The organism is Pontibacter korlensis (assembly GCF_000973725.1).
Lineage (GTDB): Bacteria > Bacteroidota > Bacteroidia > Cytophagales > Hymenobacteraceae > Pontibacter > Pontibacter korlensis.
On sequence record NZ_CP009621.1, the window covers coordinates 1,860,206 to 1,876,712 of the forward strand.

Consider the following 16,507-nt stretch of genomic DNA (forward strand, 5'->3'; position numbering starts at 1 on the left):
CCTTTCAATCAACTGTTCGGACTTCCTAGAGCAAAACGAGCCGGCTGCGGATTCATAAATCCACGGATTAGCATAAATAAAAAATGGGGACTTCTTTGTCCCCATTAGTTTGCTTCCGGACTAGGACATCCGGAAGATTCATTATTTATACTTAGCGGTTATACCAGCTCTTTCTCCACAAGGTACTCTGCAATCTGAACAGCGTTGGTAGCGGCACCTTTGCGCAGGTTATCGGCTACAATCCACATGTTCAGGGTGCGAGGCTGTGTTTCGTCCAGGCGGATACGGCCAACAAATACTTCATCTTTGCCATGTGCATCTTTCGGCATTGGGTACTGTAGGTTCTTTACATCATCTACAATCACCACACCTTCTGTTTCATCAAGTATGCGGTATACTTCGTCTAGTGTAAAATCTTTCTCAAACTCCACGTTCACCGACTCAGAGTGACCTCCCATAACCGGTATACGCACTGCTGTAGCCGTAACACGAATGGAGTCATCGCCCATGATCTTCTTCGTCTCCAGGATCATCTTCATCTCTTCCTTGGTATAACCGTTGTCCTGGAACACGTCGATGTGCGGCAGTACGTTCAGGTCGATTGGGTAAGGGTAAGCTTTGTCACCGTCTTTGCCGGAACGCTCGTTCATCAGCTGCTCTACTGCCTTTACACCTGTACCTGTTACTGATTGGTAAGTGCTAACAACAATACGCTTCGCCTTCAGCTCCTCGTGCAGCTTGTTCAGCGCCACTACCATCTGGATGGTTGAGCAGTTAGGGTTAGCGATGATTTTATCTTCTTTAGTCAGTTCTTTTGCATTGATCTCTGGCACCACCAGTTTTTTGCTTGGGTCCATGCGCCAGGCCGAAGAGTTATCTACTACCACAGTGCCTACTTCGGCAAACTTAGGGGCCCACTCGGTAGAAGTGCTGCCACCAGCAGAGAAAATGGCAATTTGCGGGGCAGCCGCAATCGCGTCCTGCATCCCGATAACCTTTATCTGTTTACCCTTAAACTCCATCTGTTTACCAACAGACCTCTCAGAAGCAACTAACAATAACTCTGTTACCGGGAAGTCACGCTCCGCCAGTACTTTCAAAATTTCGCCGCCAACCAGACCGGTAGCGCCTACTACTGCTACTTTCATTTAGGGTGTATGTTTAAATTGTTTAATGGCTTATTGCTGAATCAGGGTTTGGGATAAACTTTCCATATCTGAACGCTTCCTCAAAGTAAACGCCTCAACTGTCTAATACCAAACTTTTTAACTTTCTAACTAACGCCCACGGCTCCCGTAATAGTTCTAAAAATACAAGAGCAGTTGCGTTATGGCAGATCCGCAGCGTGCGAAACTCCTGCCAAGTCTCTCTTCGCTCGGGTGCTCCGGCAGGCTTAGGTGTTCTTTTTACCTTTTGCCTTAAAACCGCCGACTCAATTTTTCAAGCAGCTGCAATTTCGTAAGTTTTCATCAGAATTTCTGCGCATGAAACAAACTTTACCACAAACCTTTGCCAAAAAAGTAAAATCGGTAAATCCTTGTGTCCTCTTTCCCATACTTAGCCACACATTTATACCTCCAGAAATAAAAAAGAGTACAGGCCGTATCCCTTTAGCGTAATGCTCTTTTCCCTTGTACTTTTGATGCTGCTCCCCTTAGTATCTACTGCGCAGCTATAGGAAGACTTCTCCGACGGCAACTTTACCCAAAACCCCGCCTGGTCCGGAAACACGGATAGCTTTACCATAAACCCGCAGAACCAGCTGCAAAGCAATGGGCCCGCCGTAACAGGCACTATACTTCAGCTTACCACACCCTCACGAGCGGCTGTAGGTACCACTTGGGAATTCTGGGCGAATCTGCGCTTAGCAACTTATTCCAGTAACTACGCCGACATCTTCCTTATTTCCGATTCCGAAGACCTGAGGAGTGCCAGCACCAGCGGCTATTTTGTGCGCATTGGCGGCACCCCAGACGAGGTAAGCCTCTTCCGAAAAGATGCAGGTATAACTGCCGTCAACATCATCAACGGACAAGACAAAACTGTAGCCACCAGTAATAATGTGGTGCGCGTGTGGGTAACTAGAAGCATCACCCATGAGTGGGAGCTAAGTATAGACATAAGCGGGACTGGCGAAAATTATGTAAGCCAAGGCACTGCCACCGACGCCACCTATAAACGCTCTTCATACTTCGGTAATTTGCTCTGCTATAGCGCTGCCAACAGCCAAAAGTTCTACTTCGACGACTACAACCGTTTTTGCCACACCTGGTTACAAAAACTCGCAATCGCAGGAGGGAATAGAGGCGGCACGGCAGGTATTTGATGTCTTCCCAAAAGTATTCTCGCCGGATGGAGACGGGTATGAGGACTATACTACCATCAACTATCACTCCGACAAAACTGGCTTAGTCGTTAACATAACCATTTATGATCCACAGGGTCGCGGAATATGAAAGTTGGCACGCGACGAGCTTTTGGCTGCCGAAGGCTTTTTTCAGTGGGATAGCCTGCGGGAGGATGGCCAAAAGCTAACATTGGCTATTACCTGTTCTACATCGAGCTTTTCGGGCTAAATGGGGAGAAGAGTGAGTTTAACGAGAAAATGGTTGTGGGAGGGAGATTCTGAGTTGTACTATCTGCTAAATTTATTGGAGTAGCAGCTAATAATGTTAGCAACTTTGTGGATAAGCCATCTTATCCACATCTGTACCTGAATTATACACCCGATCAATGCTTGCTGAATTTTTTAGCAAACGTATGAAAATAAAAATCCCCACACTGTCTAGGTGCGGGGATTTGATATTAATCGTCTAGAATTGCTTTATCCAAGGTATTACAGACTGCAGCATTGGTTCGAAAGCTGAGCCATGGCCTTCGCCTTCTATCGTGAAGAACTCTAGCTGTTTTGCTCCTTTCTGCATAAACCTATCATAAGTCTGTTTGGAGTTACTGTATGGTACAACATTATCGGTGGTGCCATGGTAGAGGCGGGTTGGGCTCTGTGGTACCCAATCGTAGAAACTGTTGTCCAGCAACGCTTTTTTTAGCGGCAGTTCCTTCTGCTCATTCTGAAGGTCAGCATAAAAAGTCGGGCTGAAGAGCTTTTTAGGGTCAGTGGTTAGCTCTCTGTTGATAGCGCTTCCACTCTTGCTGCCGTCGAACAAGGATGGCATTTTAGTAGCGTACGGCTCCTGGAAGAACTCTGTCATAGGGCGGTTCCACTGGTAGCTGTTGTTATAGGACTGCAGTACATAAGCCAGGTAAGCAGGGTAGGAGTAAGGCGCTCCCGACTTTACATGGCCCAGCATATCCATCAGGTCGTAGCCACCTGCGCCGGCTGCAGAGGCTGTTACCCTCAGGCCATGCTCCGGATTAGTCTCAATCTCTTTTTGCGCAGAAAGCGTTACGTAACCACCCTCCGAGTATCCAACCAGGAAGAGCTTATCATTTACAGTAAGGTCGATCTCTTTGTACAGTGTCTTAGCTGCTTTGATCATGTCTACCACTGCCAGAGCAGAGTACTTCTGGTTGTAGTATGGGTGCAGGATATCCTTAGACTCACCAAAGCCGATGTAGTCCGGAATCAGCATTACGTAACCGGCAGAGGCAAACAGTTCAAAACCTGAAATGCCTTCGAAGTTGGAAGGAGCATCGCGATGGGCAAAGTTTGTTCCGTGCTGGGCACTGATAACAGGGGCTGGTGTGGTCATATTCTGTGGCACGCAAACCAGGCCGGATGCTTTGATCTCACGGTTCAGGTAAGTGGTAGTATAAACCATCTTGTAAATCGACACGCCATACTTTATGTCACTGCTATAGGTGCCGAAGCTTTTAGAAGAAACTAACTGCTGCAGCATTTCCTTCGGCACGCTTAACAGTAGCTCAGAGGATACATAAAAGTCTTTCTCCTTGGGAGGTGCTACGGTTGGAGTATCTTCAACAGGGGCGTCTGCAACAGAGGGTGCAGCGGCTGTAGCTTCTTTATCGCAGGAAGTATGGCTCAGCAAAGTGCCGAGTAGTAAAATATAAACAACTAATTTCTTAATCACGGGTGATTTCCTTTTGATGTGCAAGCGCACAACAGTATTTAGGTCTCAGAAGTGCCATAAGGCTTGGTAAAAATCAATCGCAAAATTCTTGTAGTGTGTGCTTTGGATAATGTGCCTGTGCCGTATCTTGCGCCGCTTTTGCCGGCATGTGGAGTGTCGGCCTTACTACATTAGATTACCGTGGAAGAAATTATTTGCCTGTGCCTGTTTGCCTTTATGGCGGGCTTTATAGATTCAGTGGTGGGAGGAGGCGGATTGATACAGGTTCCGGCCCTACTTATCTTTTTACCGGGTGTTCCGTTGCCCACGGTGTTTGGTACAGGCAAGTTTGCTGGTATAGCGGGCACCACTGCTGCTATGGTTAAGTATGTGCGCAGTGTTAAGATCAACTACCTGGCTATACTTCCGGCAGCACTAGCAGCATTTGTGTGCTCGTTTCTGGGAGCGCGTGCTCTTAGCCACCTCGACGCCAGCTTGTTAAAGCCGCTTATGCTGGTGCTGTTGGTTTTAGTGGCGGTTTATACTTTCATCAGAAAAGATTTTGGTTCTCTGCATGCGCCAAAGCTTACGGAGTCCAAAGAGCGCTTCTACGGCTTGTTGATTGGTGCAGCCATAGGTTTCTACGATGGGTTCTTCGGACCTGGAACAGGCAGCTTCCTCATTTTTATCTTTATAGGCATATTCGGGTTTAACTTCTTGGCAGCATCGGCAGCCTCTAAAGTGGTGAATGTGGCAACTAACCTGTCGGCCTTGCTATACTTTGCTTGGAACGGGCATGTGCTTTACGAGGTGGCTGTGCCAATGGCGGTGTGCAGTATACTGGGCTCTCAGTTGGGTACGCGTACGGCGCTGAAGCGTGGTGTTGGCTTTGTGCGGGTGCTGTTCCTGGTAGTGGTAACGGGCATTATCCTCAAGTTTGCCTACGATACCTATGGCACTGGAGGCAGCGATCTTGCCAAAGCTGCCTCCTCGGTGCAGCAGTTGTTCGGCAGAAAAGGGTGAGTTGATCGAAGGACCAAATAAATCAGACGCCATCTCCTAAAGTATAGGTATGGCGCCTGATCTCTTTTGCAGCTTTTGAATTAATTCTGAGGAAGCTTTCCTTCTGCCTGCATTTTCTGAATAACACGCGTGGCAACTTCCTGCCCGTACTGCTGCCCCTTCAACATTGATTCTTGCATGATGACGGGCATTTTATCTAAAAGCTTCTGACCCAGTGGTGTGCTGTATAAAGCGATCAGATCTTTTATCTCCTGGTGTGTGAAGTGCTTATCATAGATTGGCACTGTCAGGTTTACAAGGCTTTCAACTGTAAAGTTTTTTTCGTACTCATCCCAAAATTCAGCGGGAACAGATGTGTTTGTTCTGCGTGCAGACTCCATACTGGTTTTAATGGCCTGCATACCTAATTCGCCCGCCTTTGTTAAACGGAGTAACTCTCTGATGTCTTTGGTTTTTGCGTTATCCTGCGCAAAACCGGATGTGCATGCTATGAGCAGCACAAATAGTAAAGTGTAAAGTTTTTTCATTGATGTTAAAGTATAGAAAATAAAGAAATGCAATAAAAGGCTGTAGGTTGCCAGTAGAGGGTTACGCTTTGTAAGGGAGCTTCAAGAGGTGGTGGTTGTTTTCATGTATGATTAGTGTATGGGTGCGTTTGGGGTAAATATAAGTATATAGCTATGTAAGATATAGATCAAGTTGTAAAGCTTATGTTATAACGTAGTTGATGCGGTTGCTAGACTCTATGCCGATGGACAAAAAATAAGCACCTGCACTCTCGGTTTCCAGTTGCCGAAAGTGTAGGTGCTATTACTATCCACTAAATGTTTAGTTTACCTCTATACTTCCTGCGGACCAGTAAAGGAAAGTTCTAGCCTTGGCATACTTTGTTCTGAGGTTAAACAGCTTCACCTGTGCCTCCATTAGTTTCATCTCGCGGGAGTTTACCAGGAACAAAGAGCTCTCACCATTCTGGAAACGGACAACCTCTCCATTACGAAGTATGGTGGCGTTCTCTACCATCTGCTGCTGTAGCCTTATTTGTTCCTCCAGGGCTAGCCACTCATTGTAAGCAGCCAAAATGCCGTTTTCCACCTCCCGTGCTACTTGCGTGAGTTCAAGGCTGTTGGCTTGTTGCTTCACCTTGGTAAGCTGAAGTTTGCCGCGTTCCTGCCTTAAAAAGAGTGGTAAGCTGAAGCTGAGACCTAACTTATAGTTTTCTCCCATAAACTTCCGGTCTACGGCCTCTGGATTCATGTAAAAGTCTTTCTGCAGCAGGTTGTATTCGGCATTTAGCTTTGGTTTTAGCTTATCCGCGGCAAAGCGCTGCTCAATGCGTAGCTGCTCACCTTTCAGGCTTATCTTGCGCAGGTCTGGGTGGTTTGCTTTGGCTGTTTCTAATAGCTGCTGCAGCTCCTCCTGTGGTAACGATACTATTTCGCTGCCTGCGAGGGCGGGTATAGTATGCTCCTGAAGCTCTAGCGGGGTTTGGTTCTCAGCCCACAAGTGTGTGGCTACCATCAGGCGAGCATTATTGTAACCTACCTGTGCCTCCTGTAGCAATACTTGCCGTGTTTGTACTTCTGTTAAGGCCTCTACTGTATCAATGGCTGCTAAGTCGCCCTCCTGTACTCGTGAACGTACAGCTTTCAACCTGAAATCAGCCAGCTCCACCGATTCCTGGTACAGCTGTACCTGTCGGTAGTACAGCAGCCAGTCCCAATAGTCTTTGGTAGCCTGCAACAGTAATTTGTTGATAAGCTTCACTCTGTCTGCCTCGGCAATATCCTGCATCAGGCGTGCTTGCCGGATAGTGGCACGGCGTTCATCTATGAATAGGCCTTGCCCCAGTGGCACGGAAATGCCCACCGAGCTTAATCCTTCGGAGGGAGTGTAATCTTCAGGGTTCAGGTAGGAGCCTTGGTTCTTGTCAAAGCCAGCTTTTAGCTCTGGTCCAAACCACAAGGGTACAAGTAAGGTATTGCTCCATATATTATAGTACTCCTTGCCGCCAAACTCCTTGCGGTATACCTTGCTGGAGATGACAGGATCGAGGGTGCCTCGGGCAATTCGTAGTTCCTGTTTGGCCTGCTCCGACAACAAAGCCGCCTGTGAGGCTATGGGGTGGTGCTGCAGAATAATGCGGTGGAACTCCTGCAGCGTAAGCACCTCAACTGAGTCCTGCCCCTGCGCTTTAGTATGATGTAAGGCAGGTGCGGAAAAAGCTAAGAAAACAAGAAGTAATCTTATGTAAATTGTAATGCGCATGCTTTAGGCTATTCCTTTTTAGAGGTTCCTCCTTTACTGCCGGCGTCTGCTGCAGAGGTGGTTTCGTTAGTATAATCTGGCGGGAAGTTGTTTAGCTGACGCCATAGCTCATACCAGATAGGCACTGTATTCAGCATTGCCCAGCCGTACACGCCGGAGCCAACACGCAGGGCATCCGGCCATGGCTCTTCCTCTGGGTCCGGCACTACCAGCATGCGGTACTTACCGTTTGTGCCGGTATTATCAATTACAGCAACCCTACCGGCAAATGTACCGAAGCTGGCACCAGGCCATCCGGAGAATACCAGCGTAGGCCAACCTTCAAACTGCAGGCGCACATCATCGCCCGGTTTTATAAGCGGCAAGTCGAGGGCATCCACATACAGTTCGGCTGCCAGGTCAGGATCGCGTGGCATAACGGTGGCTAGCGGTTCCCCTTCTTTTATTGTTTCGCCGATACCTGCTTTCAGTGTCCTCACGAGGTAGCCATCCTGCGGAGCCACAATCTGGTAGTACTGGTTCCTGACTTGTGTGCTGCTAAGCTCACTCTGAAGCTTTGCTACCTCTGCTTCTGTGGCATAGATGTAGGAGCGCGTGGAGCTAAGTTCCGCTTCTGCCTTGGCAATTTTATCGCCATACTCTGCCCGCAGGGAGTTCAGTTCTGTGCGGGCATTCTGTAGCTCAGCCTGTGTAGACTCATACTTGTTTATGAGTGAAACAAGCTTGGCCTGTGCCTCCTGAAGCTGCATGCGGCGCTGCTCCAGCTCTGTAAGCGATTTAAGCCCCTGCTTGTACAGGTTCTCCTGGCGCTGAAACTGCGACTCAGCAATAGCCAGCTCTGTACGCTGTGCCACCACATCCATGCTATCGCTCTGCAGCTTTAGTCGGGTCTGTTCTACCTTGTTGCGAGCTTTTTGCAGGCTGAAAGTCAGACCCTCGCGCAGAGCCTGTATCTGCTCTTGCATGGAGGCAGCTTTGGCTCGATTGGCCTCAACAGAATTTTGCTTAGCCTCTACCTGGTCAGCCAGGCGGGCTAACAGGTAGGGGTCCATGTACTTCTCCTTTATCTCGGAGAGGCTGGCAATTGTATCGCCTTTCTTCACAGAAGCGCCTTCCATTACGTGCCACTGCTCAATACGGCCTGCAATGGTCGCCTCCACTGTTTGTGGCCTGTCTGCCGGGGTAAGTGCCGTAAGTGTTCCTTGCGAGCGGATGTTCTGCGTCCAGGGCAGGAACAAAGAAAGAAGTATGATCAGGAAAATTCCGCTAATCCAATAGGCAAGCGTACGGCCAAGGCGCGGAGTTTGCACCTCCGACATTACCTCCAACTCTGCATGATCCGTAGTGTTGTCTATTACTTTTAATTTAGTAGCCATAGTTTAGCTAATTACATCTGTTAACTCCTGCAGAACACCAAGTTCCTTTATCTGCTCATAATTGCCGCTGGCTACCAGGTGCCCGTCCTGCAGCAGAAGGGTGCGGTCGCAAAGCCGCATCACATCCTTATCATTCGACACAATAATCATCGTCCAGTCGAATTCCGGAGCGGTAAGCAGGCGCAGGAACTCCAGTCTATCCTTTTTCGCCATACCCGCCCAATAGTTGTCTATAATCAGGAGCTTCGGGCGTTGCACTAAACTTCTGGCCATTACTACTTTGCGGGCAACGCTGCCTGGTAGTCGCCTGCTGCCGCCGGTAAGGTAGGTATATAGGCCGTCTTGTAATGTGCCCACGAAGTCCGACAGCTCGGTAAGCTCAATAGCCCACAGGATGTCTTTCATCGGGAGATCGCGCCCAAGGGTAATATTCTCCAGTAATGTACCATCAAAGACCTGCTCTGCAGAAATGTTATCGCCGATAAGGCTGCGCAAGTTGCCTTTGTGCAGGTCGTGCATGGATACGCCATTAAAGCTCAGGCTACCTTTGTAAGATGGAAGAAGGCCAAGTAGTATGCTGATCAGGGTGCTCTTGCCGGAGCTGTTAAAGCCAGCCAGGCAGACGCGCTCCGATGGCTTTATGTTGAAGCTAACATTTTCCAGAGCGATTTTCTTGGAGTCCGGGAAGTGGTAGCTCAGGTTTTTTGCTTGTAAGCTCAGACCTCCATCTAGTGCTACCTCCTCCAGCTTAATACCTTTTACCTCCTCAATTGGCAAGTCAGTTACCTGACCAATCTTATCTAAGCTTGTCAGTACATCATACACCGAATCCAGCTTGATAATGATCTTCTCAACGGCAGTCATGATAAGGATGATGATGATTTCGGAGGCAACAAACTGACCGATGTTGATCTCCCGCTGCACCACCAGAATACAGCCTAGCACCAGCAGACCGCCTGTGATAAAAGTTTTGAAGCCCACAAAGCTGTAGTACTGCGTCATCAGAACCTTAAAATGCTTCCTGCGGACATCCAGATACTTCTTAACATAATTGTTAGTGCGGTCCATAGGTAGATTGGTATGACCAACCAGCTTAAAGGTGCTCAGGGAGCGGGCCATTTCTTCCAGCCATGCCACCAGCTTATACTTATATTTCGACTCCTTTATACTTGTATCAATGCCCTTGTCGGCTGTAACCCAAATGATCAGGTACAGGGCTATAAGCAGGAAAAAACCGAAGAAGATAAAGTATGGGTGGTAGAAGGAAAGCAGGATCAGACCAAAAATGATCTGTATAAGCGCAGTCGAAAAATCGACTAATATTTTGGCCAATCCTTTTTGCAGGCTCACTACATCAAAAAAGCGGTTCATCAGCTCTGGCGGGTTGTGCTTGTGCAGGGCCTCAGGCTGAAAGCGAGGAATACGGTAGGCAAACTCGGAGGCGGTGCGCGCAAACAGGCGCTGCTGTATAAACTCCACCAGCCACAGCTGCATTACCTGCAGGCCACCTACAATCAGCAGGGCTAGCACAATCAGGCTAATCAACACTACCACCGATGTTGTTACCTGCCCACTGGACACAAAGCCAATGATACTCTGGATGCCGAGCGGCAGCATAAGGCTGATAAGACCTGCTGCGACAGCATACACATACATGTACATAATCTCCCGGCGCTCTATCGACAACAGGTTTAAGAAGCGCTGTCCCGGTGTTAATTTATTTCCTTTTGTAGGGGAACCCATCTATTCTGGATTTTCGGTTAATTAAAATTCTACGGCTGCTACTTATCTACTGCAGCAAAAACTATCTGCTTTAAAAAAGCTACAGTCTCTGAATACTGCTCTGAACGGACATCGGTTAGCGACGGCAGGTGCTGCGCAAAGTATAGCTGTTGGTGTGCCGCCTCCAGCATTGTGCTCATAAGCGCATGCGGATAACGGTAGTCGGCGTTTATCTCCAGCACGATCAGAGCCAGGTGGTGGCACAAGCGCTTATACTCCAGAAAGAAGCCTGCCTTATTCTCGGTGTCCACCTCCTTGGTATAATATACTTTGGGTGACTCGGCAATGACCACGCGGTGCAGCTGGCGCTCGTCAATATGGGCCACGGCCGGGTCGTCTTCCTCTCCGGCTTTTGTTATAACCTCTATGGCACGGCTTAAACGCTCCCGTGCGTCGTTAATGTTCTGCGTACGGAACGTAACAGTATAATGTAACCACGCCCAGTACCACGACACCAGGTAAACCAGCAGCTTGTGTTTGTTTTCGAAATAACGATACACAGAGGCCTCTGTAGAACCTATTTCGGTTGCTAGCTTCTTGAACGTGAAGTCCTCAAAACCGAGCTCGTTTATCAGCCTAATGCTTTCTGCAATTATTTTTCTGCCCAGTTCAGTTCCTTCTGGCTCTCGCAGATACGACTGATGCTTCAGACTAATATGTATGCTTGTGGCCATAGCTATATCCTTGTTAGTAGCTCACACAGCACTTACATAGTGCTGTTCGTAATACAAAGTTATGTAAGCTTTTGTTTGTAATAGTATTACTATCAAAAAAGTTTGTTAAGCTATTGTTATTTTTTTGAGAAACCTCTTTATGGTCCTGAAAAAGCGGCAGGCAAGGCTAGGAATCCGAAGCATGAAAAGCGCTAGGTAAAAATGAGTAGATTGAAATAAACTGTTCATTTAGAGGGGTATGCAGGATGAAGAATTGGTCGAAAACGTATAATGCTATAGCACTTAAAGTTGCTGTGCTTCAAATGTTTCTTCATCACTAATTCTTTTCATACCATGACAGCCATAGACGAAATAGCTCCTGACCTTTACCGCATCAGTATATATGTGCCTGAGTTTGACATGCAGTTCAATCACTTTCTGGTGAAAGACGATGAGCCGCTGCTTTACCATACCGGTATGAGAAGTATGTTTCCGCTGGTTAAAGAGGCTGTAGCTAAGATTCTTCCTCCTGATCAGCTACGCTGGATCGGGTTTAGCCACTTTGAGGTGGACGAGTGCGGCTCGCTGAATGAGTGGCTAAGTGTAGCTCCAAACGCACAGGCAGTTTGCAGTGAGGTGGGTGCTGTGGTAAATATGAGCGACTTTGCCCTAAGGCCAGCCAAAGGTATGACACGAGCCGATGTGCTGGAGACCGGAAAGTACAGCTACCGCTTTATTCCCACACCGCACCTGCCACATGGTTGGGATGCCGGTGTTATGTTTGAAGAAAAGAACAAGACGCTGCTGTGCTCAGACCTGTTCCATCACAATGGTAACCAGGCAGCCGTAACAGAGGCAGACATACTGGAGAAGGTGCGCTTAACGCTGCGCTTTATACAGCAGACTCCTCTTAACAACTATATGCCTTACACAGGCAAAACTGCAGGTATGTTGAAAGAACTGGCAGACTTAGGTCCAAAAACTTTAGCTACCATGCACGGCTCAGCCTATAACGGTAACTGTGTGCAAGCGCTGCTGGATCTGAATGCAATCATGAAAGAGGAGCAGGATGAGGAATAGAGAGGCTTTGTTGGTTAAAGGGCTACTCCAGATGCCTTAGGCTTAGCGTAAAAGAGGCGGGATAGAGCCAATGCCGGAAAGAAGCGTTACCTTTGCACGCTGGTTATACCGTACGTATAGGCAGTAACAGATTAAACCTGCATTACCATGAAGTTTGAAGATTACCGCATATCTGACGAAATAAAGAAGAGCCTTAGCAAGCTGGGCTTTAAAAAGCCAACTGATATCCAGTTCAAAGCCATTCCGCCAATCATGAGAGGAGAGGACGTGTTGGCCATAGCACAGACCGGAACCGGTAAAACAGCCGCTTTCGCTATACCTGTGCTCGATAGGCTGCAGTTTAGCAAAAACCGCAAGCGAGGTGATGGAATCAAATGTGTGGTAATGGTGCCTACCCGTGAGCTGGCGCTGCAGATAACAGAGGTATTCAATGAGATCGGACGTGGCACGCGTGTAGAGACGTTCTGCGTGTTTGGTGGTGTGGAGCAAGGGCCGCAAATAGCGAAGCTGGAGAATGGCATAGATGTGCTTGTAGCCACGCCAGGCCGCCTTTTCGACTTGGTAAGCCAGGGGCACCTACATCTGCACCGCGTGGAGATGCTGGTGCTGGATGAAGCCGATCATATGCTGGACTTAGGTTTTATTCACGACATCCGCCAGCTGATTGCCAAGCTACCACGTAAGCGCCAGACACTGTTCTTCTCGGCTACTATTAACGAAAAGATAAAAGAGCTGGCTTACTCGTTGGTGAACAAGCCAGTGAGAATACAGATTTCTCCAAAAGACCCTGTATCTAAAAATGTGGACCACTCGGTGATGTTTGTAGAGATGGATGATAAGCGCTTTTTTCTGGAGCGGGTAGTAAAGGAGAATCCTGACAAGAAGATATTAGCCTTTGTGCGCACGAAGGTGCGTGCCGAGCGTGTAGTGGCAGCCATGGAACGTGTAGGCATACAGGCCATAAGTATACACGGAGGCAAAGAGCAGAAGGACCGCCTCGATGTAATGCGTAAGTTTAAGAAAGGGGAGGTGAAGCTGCTGATTGCTACCGATGTGAGTGCCCGCGGCATTGATATCCCTAATGTAGAGTACGTAGTTAATTACGACCTGCCAGAGCAGCCGGAGAATTACGTGCACCGCGTAGGCCGTACTGGCCGTGGTACTGAAAAAGGTATAGCTGTTAGCTTATGTGCCCTAGAAGAAAGGCCGATGCTTGAAGAGATTCAAAAGTATCTAACCAAAGACATTAAAGTCTTAGAGGTAGATAAGGAGGACTACGAAGCTACCCTCGATTTCAGCGCTGATGCCAGTTATGACTGGAAATCTTTAATGAAAGAAGCAGAGGAGACCGACGCGAAGGTTAAAGCCGCCAAGAGCAAGAAAGCAAAAGCAAAAGCTAAAAAGAAAAAATAAGCAACGGCTCAATAGATTTTGATAAAGGCCTGTATAGATAGTCAATCTGTACAGGCCTTTATGTTATGTGCGAGCTGTGAGAACGACTGCTCTACTAGTTTATAACATTTTAAAATTTAGATTTATCCATTGAAAATATTGCACTAAAATTTCTGCTGTTTTAGCACTTTGAAAATTCTTTCACGTATATTTAATTATACTAAGTGAATAAAATTTAAGAATTTTATTGGTGTTGATGAGATAGGAAATTAACTGATTTAATTTAGAAAGGAGCGTGTGAGATGAGACGACATGTGAGAAGCTCTACTGGAGGTATATCCGATACTTGGAACTATAGCTTAAGCTCAATTAATGATAGCCTAGGCTTTACAAGATACTTTACCAATACCGTAAACCAGGAGTTACTGGATGAAGAACGCATCCTGAGAAAGCATAGGCTGGAGAAAGAACAAGCGCAAGGTTTTGTTTATCCAAGCTGCAGCCTTGATGACAGGCCAAGGGTAGTATAACTGTAGCCTGTGTAAGTTTTGAAGCTCACAAAAGTATATGTAATAGCAGCAGCTAAACAGATGTTCTGTATTGGCCGCTGCTATTATTTTTTAAACTGCTGCTAACCTCATCTGCACAAAACCATTTTTATAGTTCTTGACCTCTTGTACCTGTACTTGATGCTCCTGTGCCCCGGGGGGAAACAGCGGAACACCGTTGCCAAGTATAATCGGGATATAGGTAAGTATAATCTCATCAATCAGGCCAGCATTCAGCAGCAAAGTATTTATTTGTCCGCCACCAATAAGCCAGATATCCTTCCCATTCTGCTGCTTTAACCGCTGTACGAAGGATACCACCTCTTCCTGTACAAACTCTACATGCTCGGTATTTGTATGGCTGGAGCGGCTGAAAACATAATTGGTTTTGTCTGTGTAGGGGAAGGGTATATCGAAGCCGAGAATCACTTTATAAGTGTTGTGCCCCATCAGAGTAGTGTCTATACTTTGCATGAGGGTGCTGTACCCAAAATCCCCTCCATCCAAAGTATATTCCTCGTTGTGGAGCCATGTTGTGCTGCCATCTGGGCGGGCAATACAGCCATCAAGGCTAGCTGCAATATATAGTATAACTTTTCGCATGCCTTCGAGGATAGTTACTGTTCCTGATATAAAGCATCATTATCACATGTCCTTTAAGGCCAGTTTTGTAAGCTTGTAAAACACATCGCGGTTGTCGGCTACTATGCGGTATCCTAGTTCTGCTATGGTGCTCGCCAAAGGCACACGGTGATAAATCCAGTTCCAGGTGCTACTGTAGCCACTTATTTGTAGCAATGCTGCTACAGCCTCAGCCCCATGCAGGCGCTGACCATACTGTGTAATCAGATATACTGATCTTTTGAACTGAGCATGTGTTATGCCATGAAAGCCATCAGGAACCTTTTGGTAAGGCACATACTCCACTTGATTACCCGTTCGGCGTCGCCACCTGCTTATCCAGTATTTACAGAAGCTGCAGTCGCCATCGTATACTATAGTAGGCTTTGAGGGCGCATTTGTTCTGAAGGTCTTATCTGCCATAATTGCCTGTTTTGCTGTGGCAACTGTTGTATCCTATGGCTGCATTAACCGGGCACCAACGTAGCATACCGGTTAAAATTGGCACCAAGCCAACTGCTGCCAATGGTTTAGAATTATAATAAGCACCTACTCCTATAAGTGCCAGCCCCGCCAGCACACGTGCCTTTTGTTCTACTAGTCCTACATTACACTCCATATAAAATAAGCTTAAGGTTTGCTTTCTGTTATACTTTAGTCCAACACTTTTGTTGATGTTCAGAGTGGGGAGCAGTAAAATGATTACTGCCCAAGTGCAGCAACCTGTGGAACTATAAACTGTAGAAAATTTCTACAGTTTGGGGAATAAATTAACAAGATGCTATATGTGTTCTACAGATTAGTTTATTGTCTGTATTTGTTAAAAGTGCTGTATTTCAGCAGAATACAAGAAAGTGTGAGTTTGGCATGGTTCTGTCAATATATAAAGCAGATTACATAAGAAACGAACGAATAAAACTATGAAAAAAGCAACATTCTTTGCAGCAGCAATAGCAATATTAGGTTTTACATCACTGGATGCCAACGCTCAAATGCAAGGCCAGGGTCAGCAGGGTCAGACACAAACTCAAGGCCAGCAAGGCCAGCAAACAGGCCAAACCCAAGAGGGTAACCGTGAGCAGGTAACGCAGGACCAACTGCCAGAAGCTATACAGAACGCTTTGAAGAGCGATGTCTACAAAGAGTGGACAGTAGGTGAAATTTATAAAGTTACACCAACTGAAGGCGCAGCTAATTCTGAAGTTGTTTATGAAGTTAGAATGACTAACGCTTCAGGACAGGCAGGTGTTGTAAGACTAAATGAGAAGGGCGGTGCCGCCGACTCATCAGATCAAGAATAACTGTGAACGTCATATAGTAAGCTTAAAAAAGCTCCATACTGTGGAGCTTTTTTTTATGCCCTAGCCCCATTCGGTTTTATGGTTTATCCTTAGCCGATTTCAAGCTTTTTAAGTAAGCAACCAAGTGGTCCAACTCCTGGTCAGAAATAACCTCCTCTTTAAAAGCAGGCATTGTGCCTAAGCCGTTGCGAACTTGAAACCGCATCAGTGCCCCTGGTAAAGGTTTATTGTTGATAGCGGGGCCAAGACCAGCGGTACCTCCCGGATGGCACTTCTGACAGTATTCCATAAAAACCACCTCGCCCTGCGCTACTGCAGGTGTGGCTGAGGTAAGCGGCTCAAACAAAGGTTCTCCCCTACGAGCGGTGCCGCAGTTATTCAAAGTGAGTAGCAACAGAAACCACACAGAAAGTATAAATAGCTTTTTCATAG

At 47.1% G+C, this 16,507-nt stretch carries 17 protein-coding genes; 6 read left to right on the plus strand and 11 right to left on the minus strand.

The window, feature by feature from the left end; genetic code table 11:
• Positions 1-158: 158 nt before the first annotated feature.
• Positions 159-1,148, minus strand: a complete 990-nt coding sequence (locus PKOR_RS07970) for an aspartate-semialdehyde dehydrogenase (RefSeq protein ID WP_046310090.1) — start codon at positions 1,146-1,148, stop codon at positions 159-161.
• Positions 1,149-1,951: 803 nt separating this feature from the next.
• On the opposite strand from PKOR_RS07970, the gene PKOR_RS25230 reads away from it, so the two are divergent.
• Positions 1,952-2,326: a hypothetical protein gene (locus tag PKOR_RS25230; RefSeq protein ID WP_046310091.1), complete on the plus strand. Its 375-nt coding sequence runs from the start codon at positions 1,952-1,954 to the stop codon at positions 2,324-2,326.
• 487 nt (positions 2,327-2,813) lie between these two features.
• On the opposite strand, the gene PKOR_RS07980 is transcribed toward PKOR_RS25230, so the two are convergent.
• A complete protein-coding gene (locus tag PKOR_RS07980; RefSeq protein WP_235337348.1) occupies positions 2,814-4,052 on the minus strand; it encodes an alpha/beta hydrolase family protein in 1,239 nt (412 codons plus the stop codon).
• A gap of 180 nt (positions 4,053-4,232) precedes the next feature.
• Here PKOR_RS07980 and PKOR_RS07985 point away from each other — a divergent pair, with 180 nt between their 5' ends.
• Positions 4,233-5,054, plus strand: coding sequence for a sulfite exporter TauE/SafE family protein (locus tag PKOR_RS07985; protein WP_046310092.1), 822 nt, complete (start codon positions 4,233-4,235; stop codon positions 5,052-5,054).
• A gap of 80 nt (positions 5,055-5,134) precedes the next feature.
• Here PKOR_RS07985 and PKOR_RS07990 read toward each other — a convergent pair whose 3' ends face one another.
• The 5 genes from PKOR_RS07990 to PKOR_RS08010 form a co-directional block, all read right to left on the minus strand.
• Positions 5,135-5,581 (minus strand): DUF2059 domain-containing protein, encoded by a 447-nt coding sequence (locus PKOR_RS07990; protein ID WP_046310093.1) that lies wholly within the window; start codon positions 5,579-5,581, stop codon positions 5,135-5,137.
• Between the two features lie 301 nt (positions 5,582-5,882).
• A complete protein-coding gene (locus tag PKOR_RS07995; RefSeq protein WP_046310094.1) occupies positions 5,883-7,322 on the minus strand; it encodes a TolC family protein in 1,440 nt (479 codons plus the stop codon).
• A gap of 8 nt (positions 7,323-7,330) precedes the next feature.
• A complete protein-coding gene (locus PKOR_RS08000; protein WP_046310095.1) occupies positions 7,331-8,698 on the minus strand; it encodes an HlyD family secretion protein in 1,368 nt (455 codons plus the stop codon).
• Between the two features lie 3 nt (positions 8,699-8,701).
• On the minus strand, positions 8,702-10,441 hold the full coding sequence (locus PKOR_RS08005) for a peptidase domain-containing ABC transporter (protein WP_046310096.1): 1,740 nt from the start codon (positions 10,439-10,441) through the stop codon (positions 8,702-8,704).
• A 38-nt stretch (positions 10,442-10,479) separates the two neighbouring features.
• Positions 10,480-11,154 carry a TetR/AcrR family transcriptional regulator gene (locus PKOR_RS08010; protein WP_046310097.1) on the minus strand — a complete coding sequence of 225 codons (675 nt, stop codon included), beginning with the start codon at positions 11,152-11,154 and terminating at the stop codon, positions 10,480-10,482.
• Positions 11,155-11,487: 333 nt separating this feature from the next.
• Between PKOR_RS08010 and PKOR_RS08015 the strand changes: the two genes are divergently transcribed.
• The 3 genes from PKOR_RS08015 (at position 11,488) to PKOR_RS08025 (ending at position 14,135) form a co-directional block, all read left to right on the plus strand.
• The gene (locus tag PKOR_RS08015) at positions 11,488-12,213 is read left to right on the plus strand and encodes an oxygen-binding di-iron domain-containing protein (RefSeq protein WP_046310098.1); all 726 of its coding nucleotides are present in this window, start codon (positions 11,488-11,490) and stop codon (positions 12,211-12,213) included.
• A gap of 147 nt (positions 12,214-12,360) precedes the next feature.
• Positions 12,361-13,626: a DEAD/DEAH box helicase gene (locus PKOR_RS08020; protein WP_046310099.1), complete on the plus strand. Its 1,266-nt coding sequence runs from the start codon at positions 12,361-12,363 to the stop codon at positions 13,624-13,626.
• Between the two features lie 281 nt (positions 13,627-13,907).
• A complete protein-coding gene (locus tag PKOR_RS08025; RefSeq protein ID WP_046310100.1) occupies positions 13,908-14,135 on the plus strand; it encodes a hypothetical protein in 228 nt (75 codons plus the stop codon).
• 90 nt (positions 14,136-14,225) lie between these two features.
• Here PKOR_RS08025 and PKOR_RS08030 read toward each other — a convergent pair whose 3' ends face one another.
• From PKOR_RS08030 to PKOR_RS08040, 3 genes are read right to left on the minus strand one after another with little or no spacing between them, the layout of a single operon-like run.
• The gene (locus tag PKOR_RS08030) at positions 14,226-14,756 is read right to left on the minus strand and encodes a dihydrofolate reductase family protein (protein ID WP_046310101.1); all 531 of its coding nucleotides are present in this window, start codon (positions 14,754-14,756) and stop codon (positions 14,226-14,228) included.
• 42 nt (positions 14,757-14,798) lie between these two features.
• Positions 14,799-15,197, minus strand: coding sequence for a thiol-disulfide oxidoreductase DCC family protein (locus tag PKOR_RS08035; protein ID WP_046310102.1), 399 nt, complete (start codon positions 15,195-15,197; stop codon positions 14,799-14,801).
• On the minus strand, positions 15,187-15,393 hold the full coding sequence (locus tag PKOR_RS08040) for a YgaP family membrane protein (RefSeq protein ID WP_046310103.1): 207 nt from the start codon (positions 15,391-15,393) through the stop codon (positions 15,187-15,189). The genes PKOR_RS08035 and PKOR_RS08040 overlap by 11 nt, the downstream gene beginning before the upstream one ends.
• A 301-nt stretch (positions 15,394-15,694) precedes the next feature.
• Between PKOR_RS08040 and PKOR_RS08045 the strand changes: the two genes are divergently transcribed.
• Positions 15,695-16,075: a hypothetical protein gene (locus PKOR_RS08045; protein ID WP_046310104.1), complete on the plus strand. Its 381-nt coding sequence runs from the start codon at positions 15,695-15,697 to the stop codon at positions 16,073-16,075.
• A 76-nt stretch (positions 16,076-16,151) separates the two neighbouring features.
• Here the strand turns inward: PKOR_RS08045 and PKOR_RS08050 are convergent, their stop codons facing one another.
• Complete coding sequence (locus tag PKOR_RS08050; protein WP_046310105.1) at positions 16,152-16,505, minus strand: c-type cytochrome; 354 nt, start codon at positions 16,503-16,505, stop codon at positions 16,152-16,154.
• Positions 16,506-16,507: the final 2 nt, after the last annotated feature.

What these genes read in the sequence shown, in the direction of transcription:
- PKOR_RS08000 (WP_046310095.1), bottom strand. Translation starts at nt 8,698, where the DNA reads ATGGCTACTAAATTAAAAGTAATAGACAACACTACGGATCATGCAGAG.
- PKOR_RS08035 (WP_046310102.1), bottom strand. Translation starts at nt 15,197, where the DNA reads ATGGCAGATAAGACCTTCAGAACAAATGCGCCCTCAAAGCCTACTATA.
- PKOR_RS08015 (WP_046310098.1), top strand. Translation starts at nt 11,488, where the DNA reads ATGACAGCCATAGACGAAATAGCTCCTGACCTTTACCGCATCAGTATA.
- PKOR_RS08045 (WP_046310104.1), top strand. Translation starts at nt 15,695, where the DNA reads ATGAAAAAAGCAACATTCTTTGCAGCAGCAATAGCAATATTAGGTTTT.
- PKOR_RS08010 (WP_046310097.1), bottom strand. Translation starts at nt 11,154, where the DNA reads ATGGCCACAAGCATACATATTAGTCTGAAGCATCAGTCGTATCTGCGA.
- PKOR_RS08025 (WP_046310100.1), top strand. Translation starts at nt 13,908, where the DNA reads ATGAGACGACATGTGAGAAGCTCTACTGGAGGTATATCCGATACTTGG.
- PKOR_RS08005 (WP_046310096.1), bottom strand. Translation starts at nt 10,441, where the DNA reads ATGGGTTCCCCTACAAAAGGAAATAAATTAACACCGGGACAGCGCTTC.
- PKOR_RS07970 (WP_046310090.1), bottom strand. Translation starts at nt 1,148, where the DNA reads ATGAAAGTAGCAGTAGTAGGCGCTACCGGTCTGGTTGGCGGCGAAATT.
- PKOR_RS07990 (WP_046310093.1), bottom strand. Translation starts at nt 5,581, where the DNA reads ATGAAAAAACTTTACACTTTACTATTTGTGCTGCTCATAGCATGCACA.
- PKOR_RS08040 (WP_046310103.1), bottom strand. Translation starts at nt 15,393, where the DNA reads ATGGAGTGTAATGTAGGACTAGTAGAACAAAAGGCACGTGTGCTGGCG.
- PKOR_RS08050 (WP_046310105.1), bottom strand. Translation starts at nt 16,505, where the DNA reads ATGAAAAAGCTATTTATACTTTCTGTGTGGTTTCTGTTGCTACTCACT.
- PKOR_RS08030 (WP_046310101.1), bottom strand. Translation starts at nt 14,756, where the DNA reads ATGCGAAAAGTTATACTATATATTGCAGCTAGCCTTGATGGCTGTATT.
- PKOR_RS08020 (WP_046310099.1), top strand. Translation starts at nt 12,361, where the DNA reads ATGAAGTTTGAAGATTACCGCATATCTGACGAAATAAAGAAGAGCCTT.
- PKOR_RS07995 (WP_046310094.1), bottom strand. Translation starts at nt 7,322, where the DNA reads ATGCGCATTACAATTTACATAAGATTACTTCTTGTTTTCTTAGCTTTT.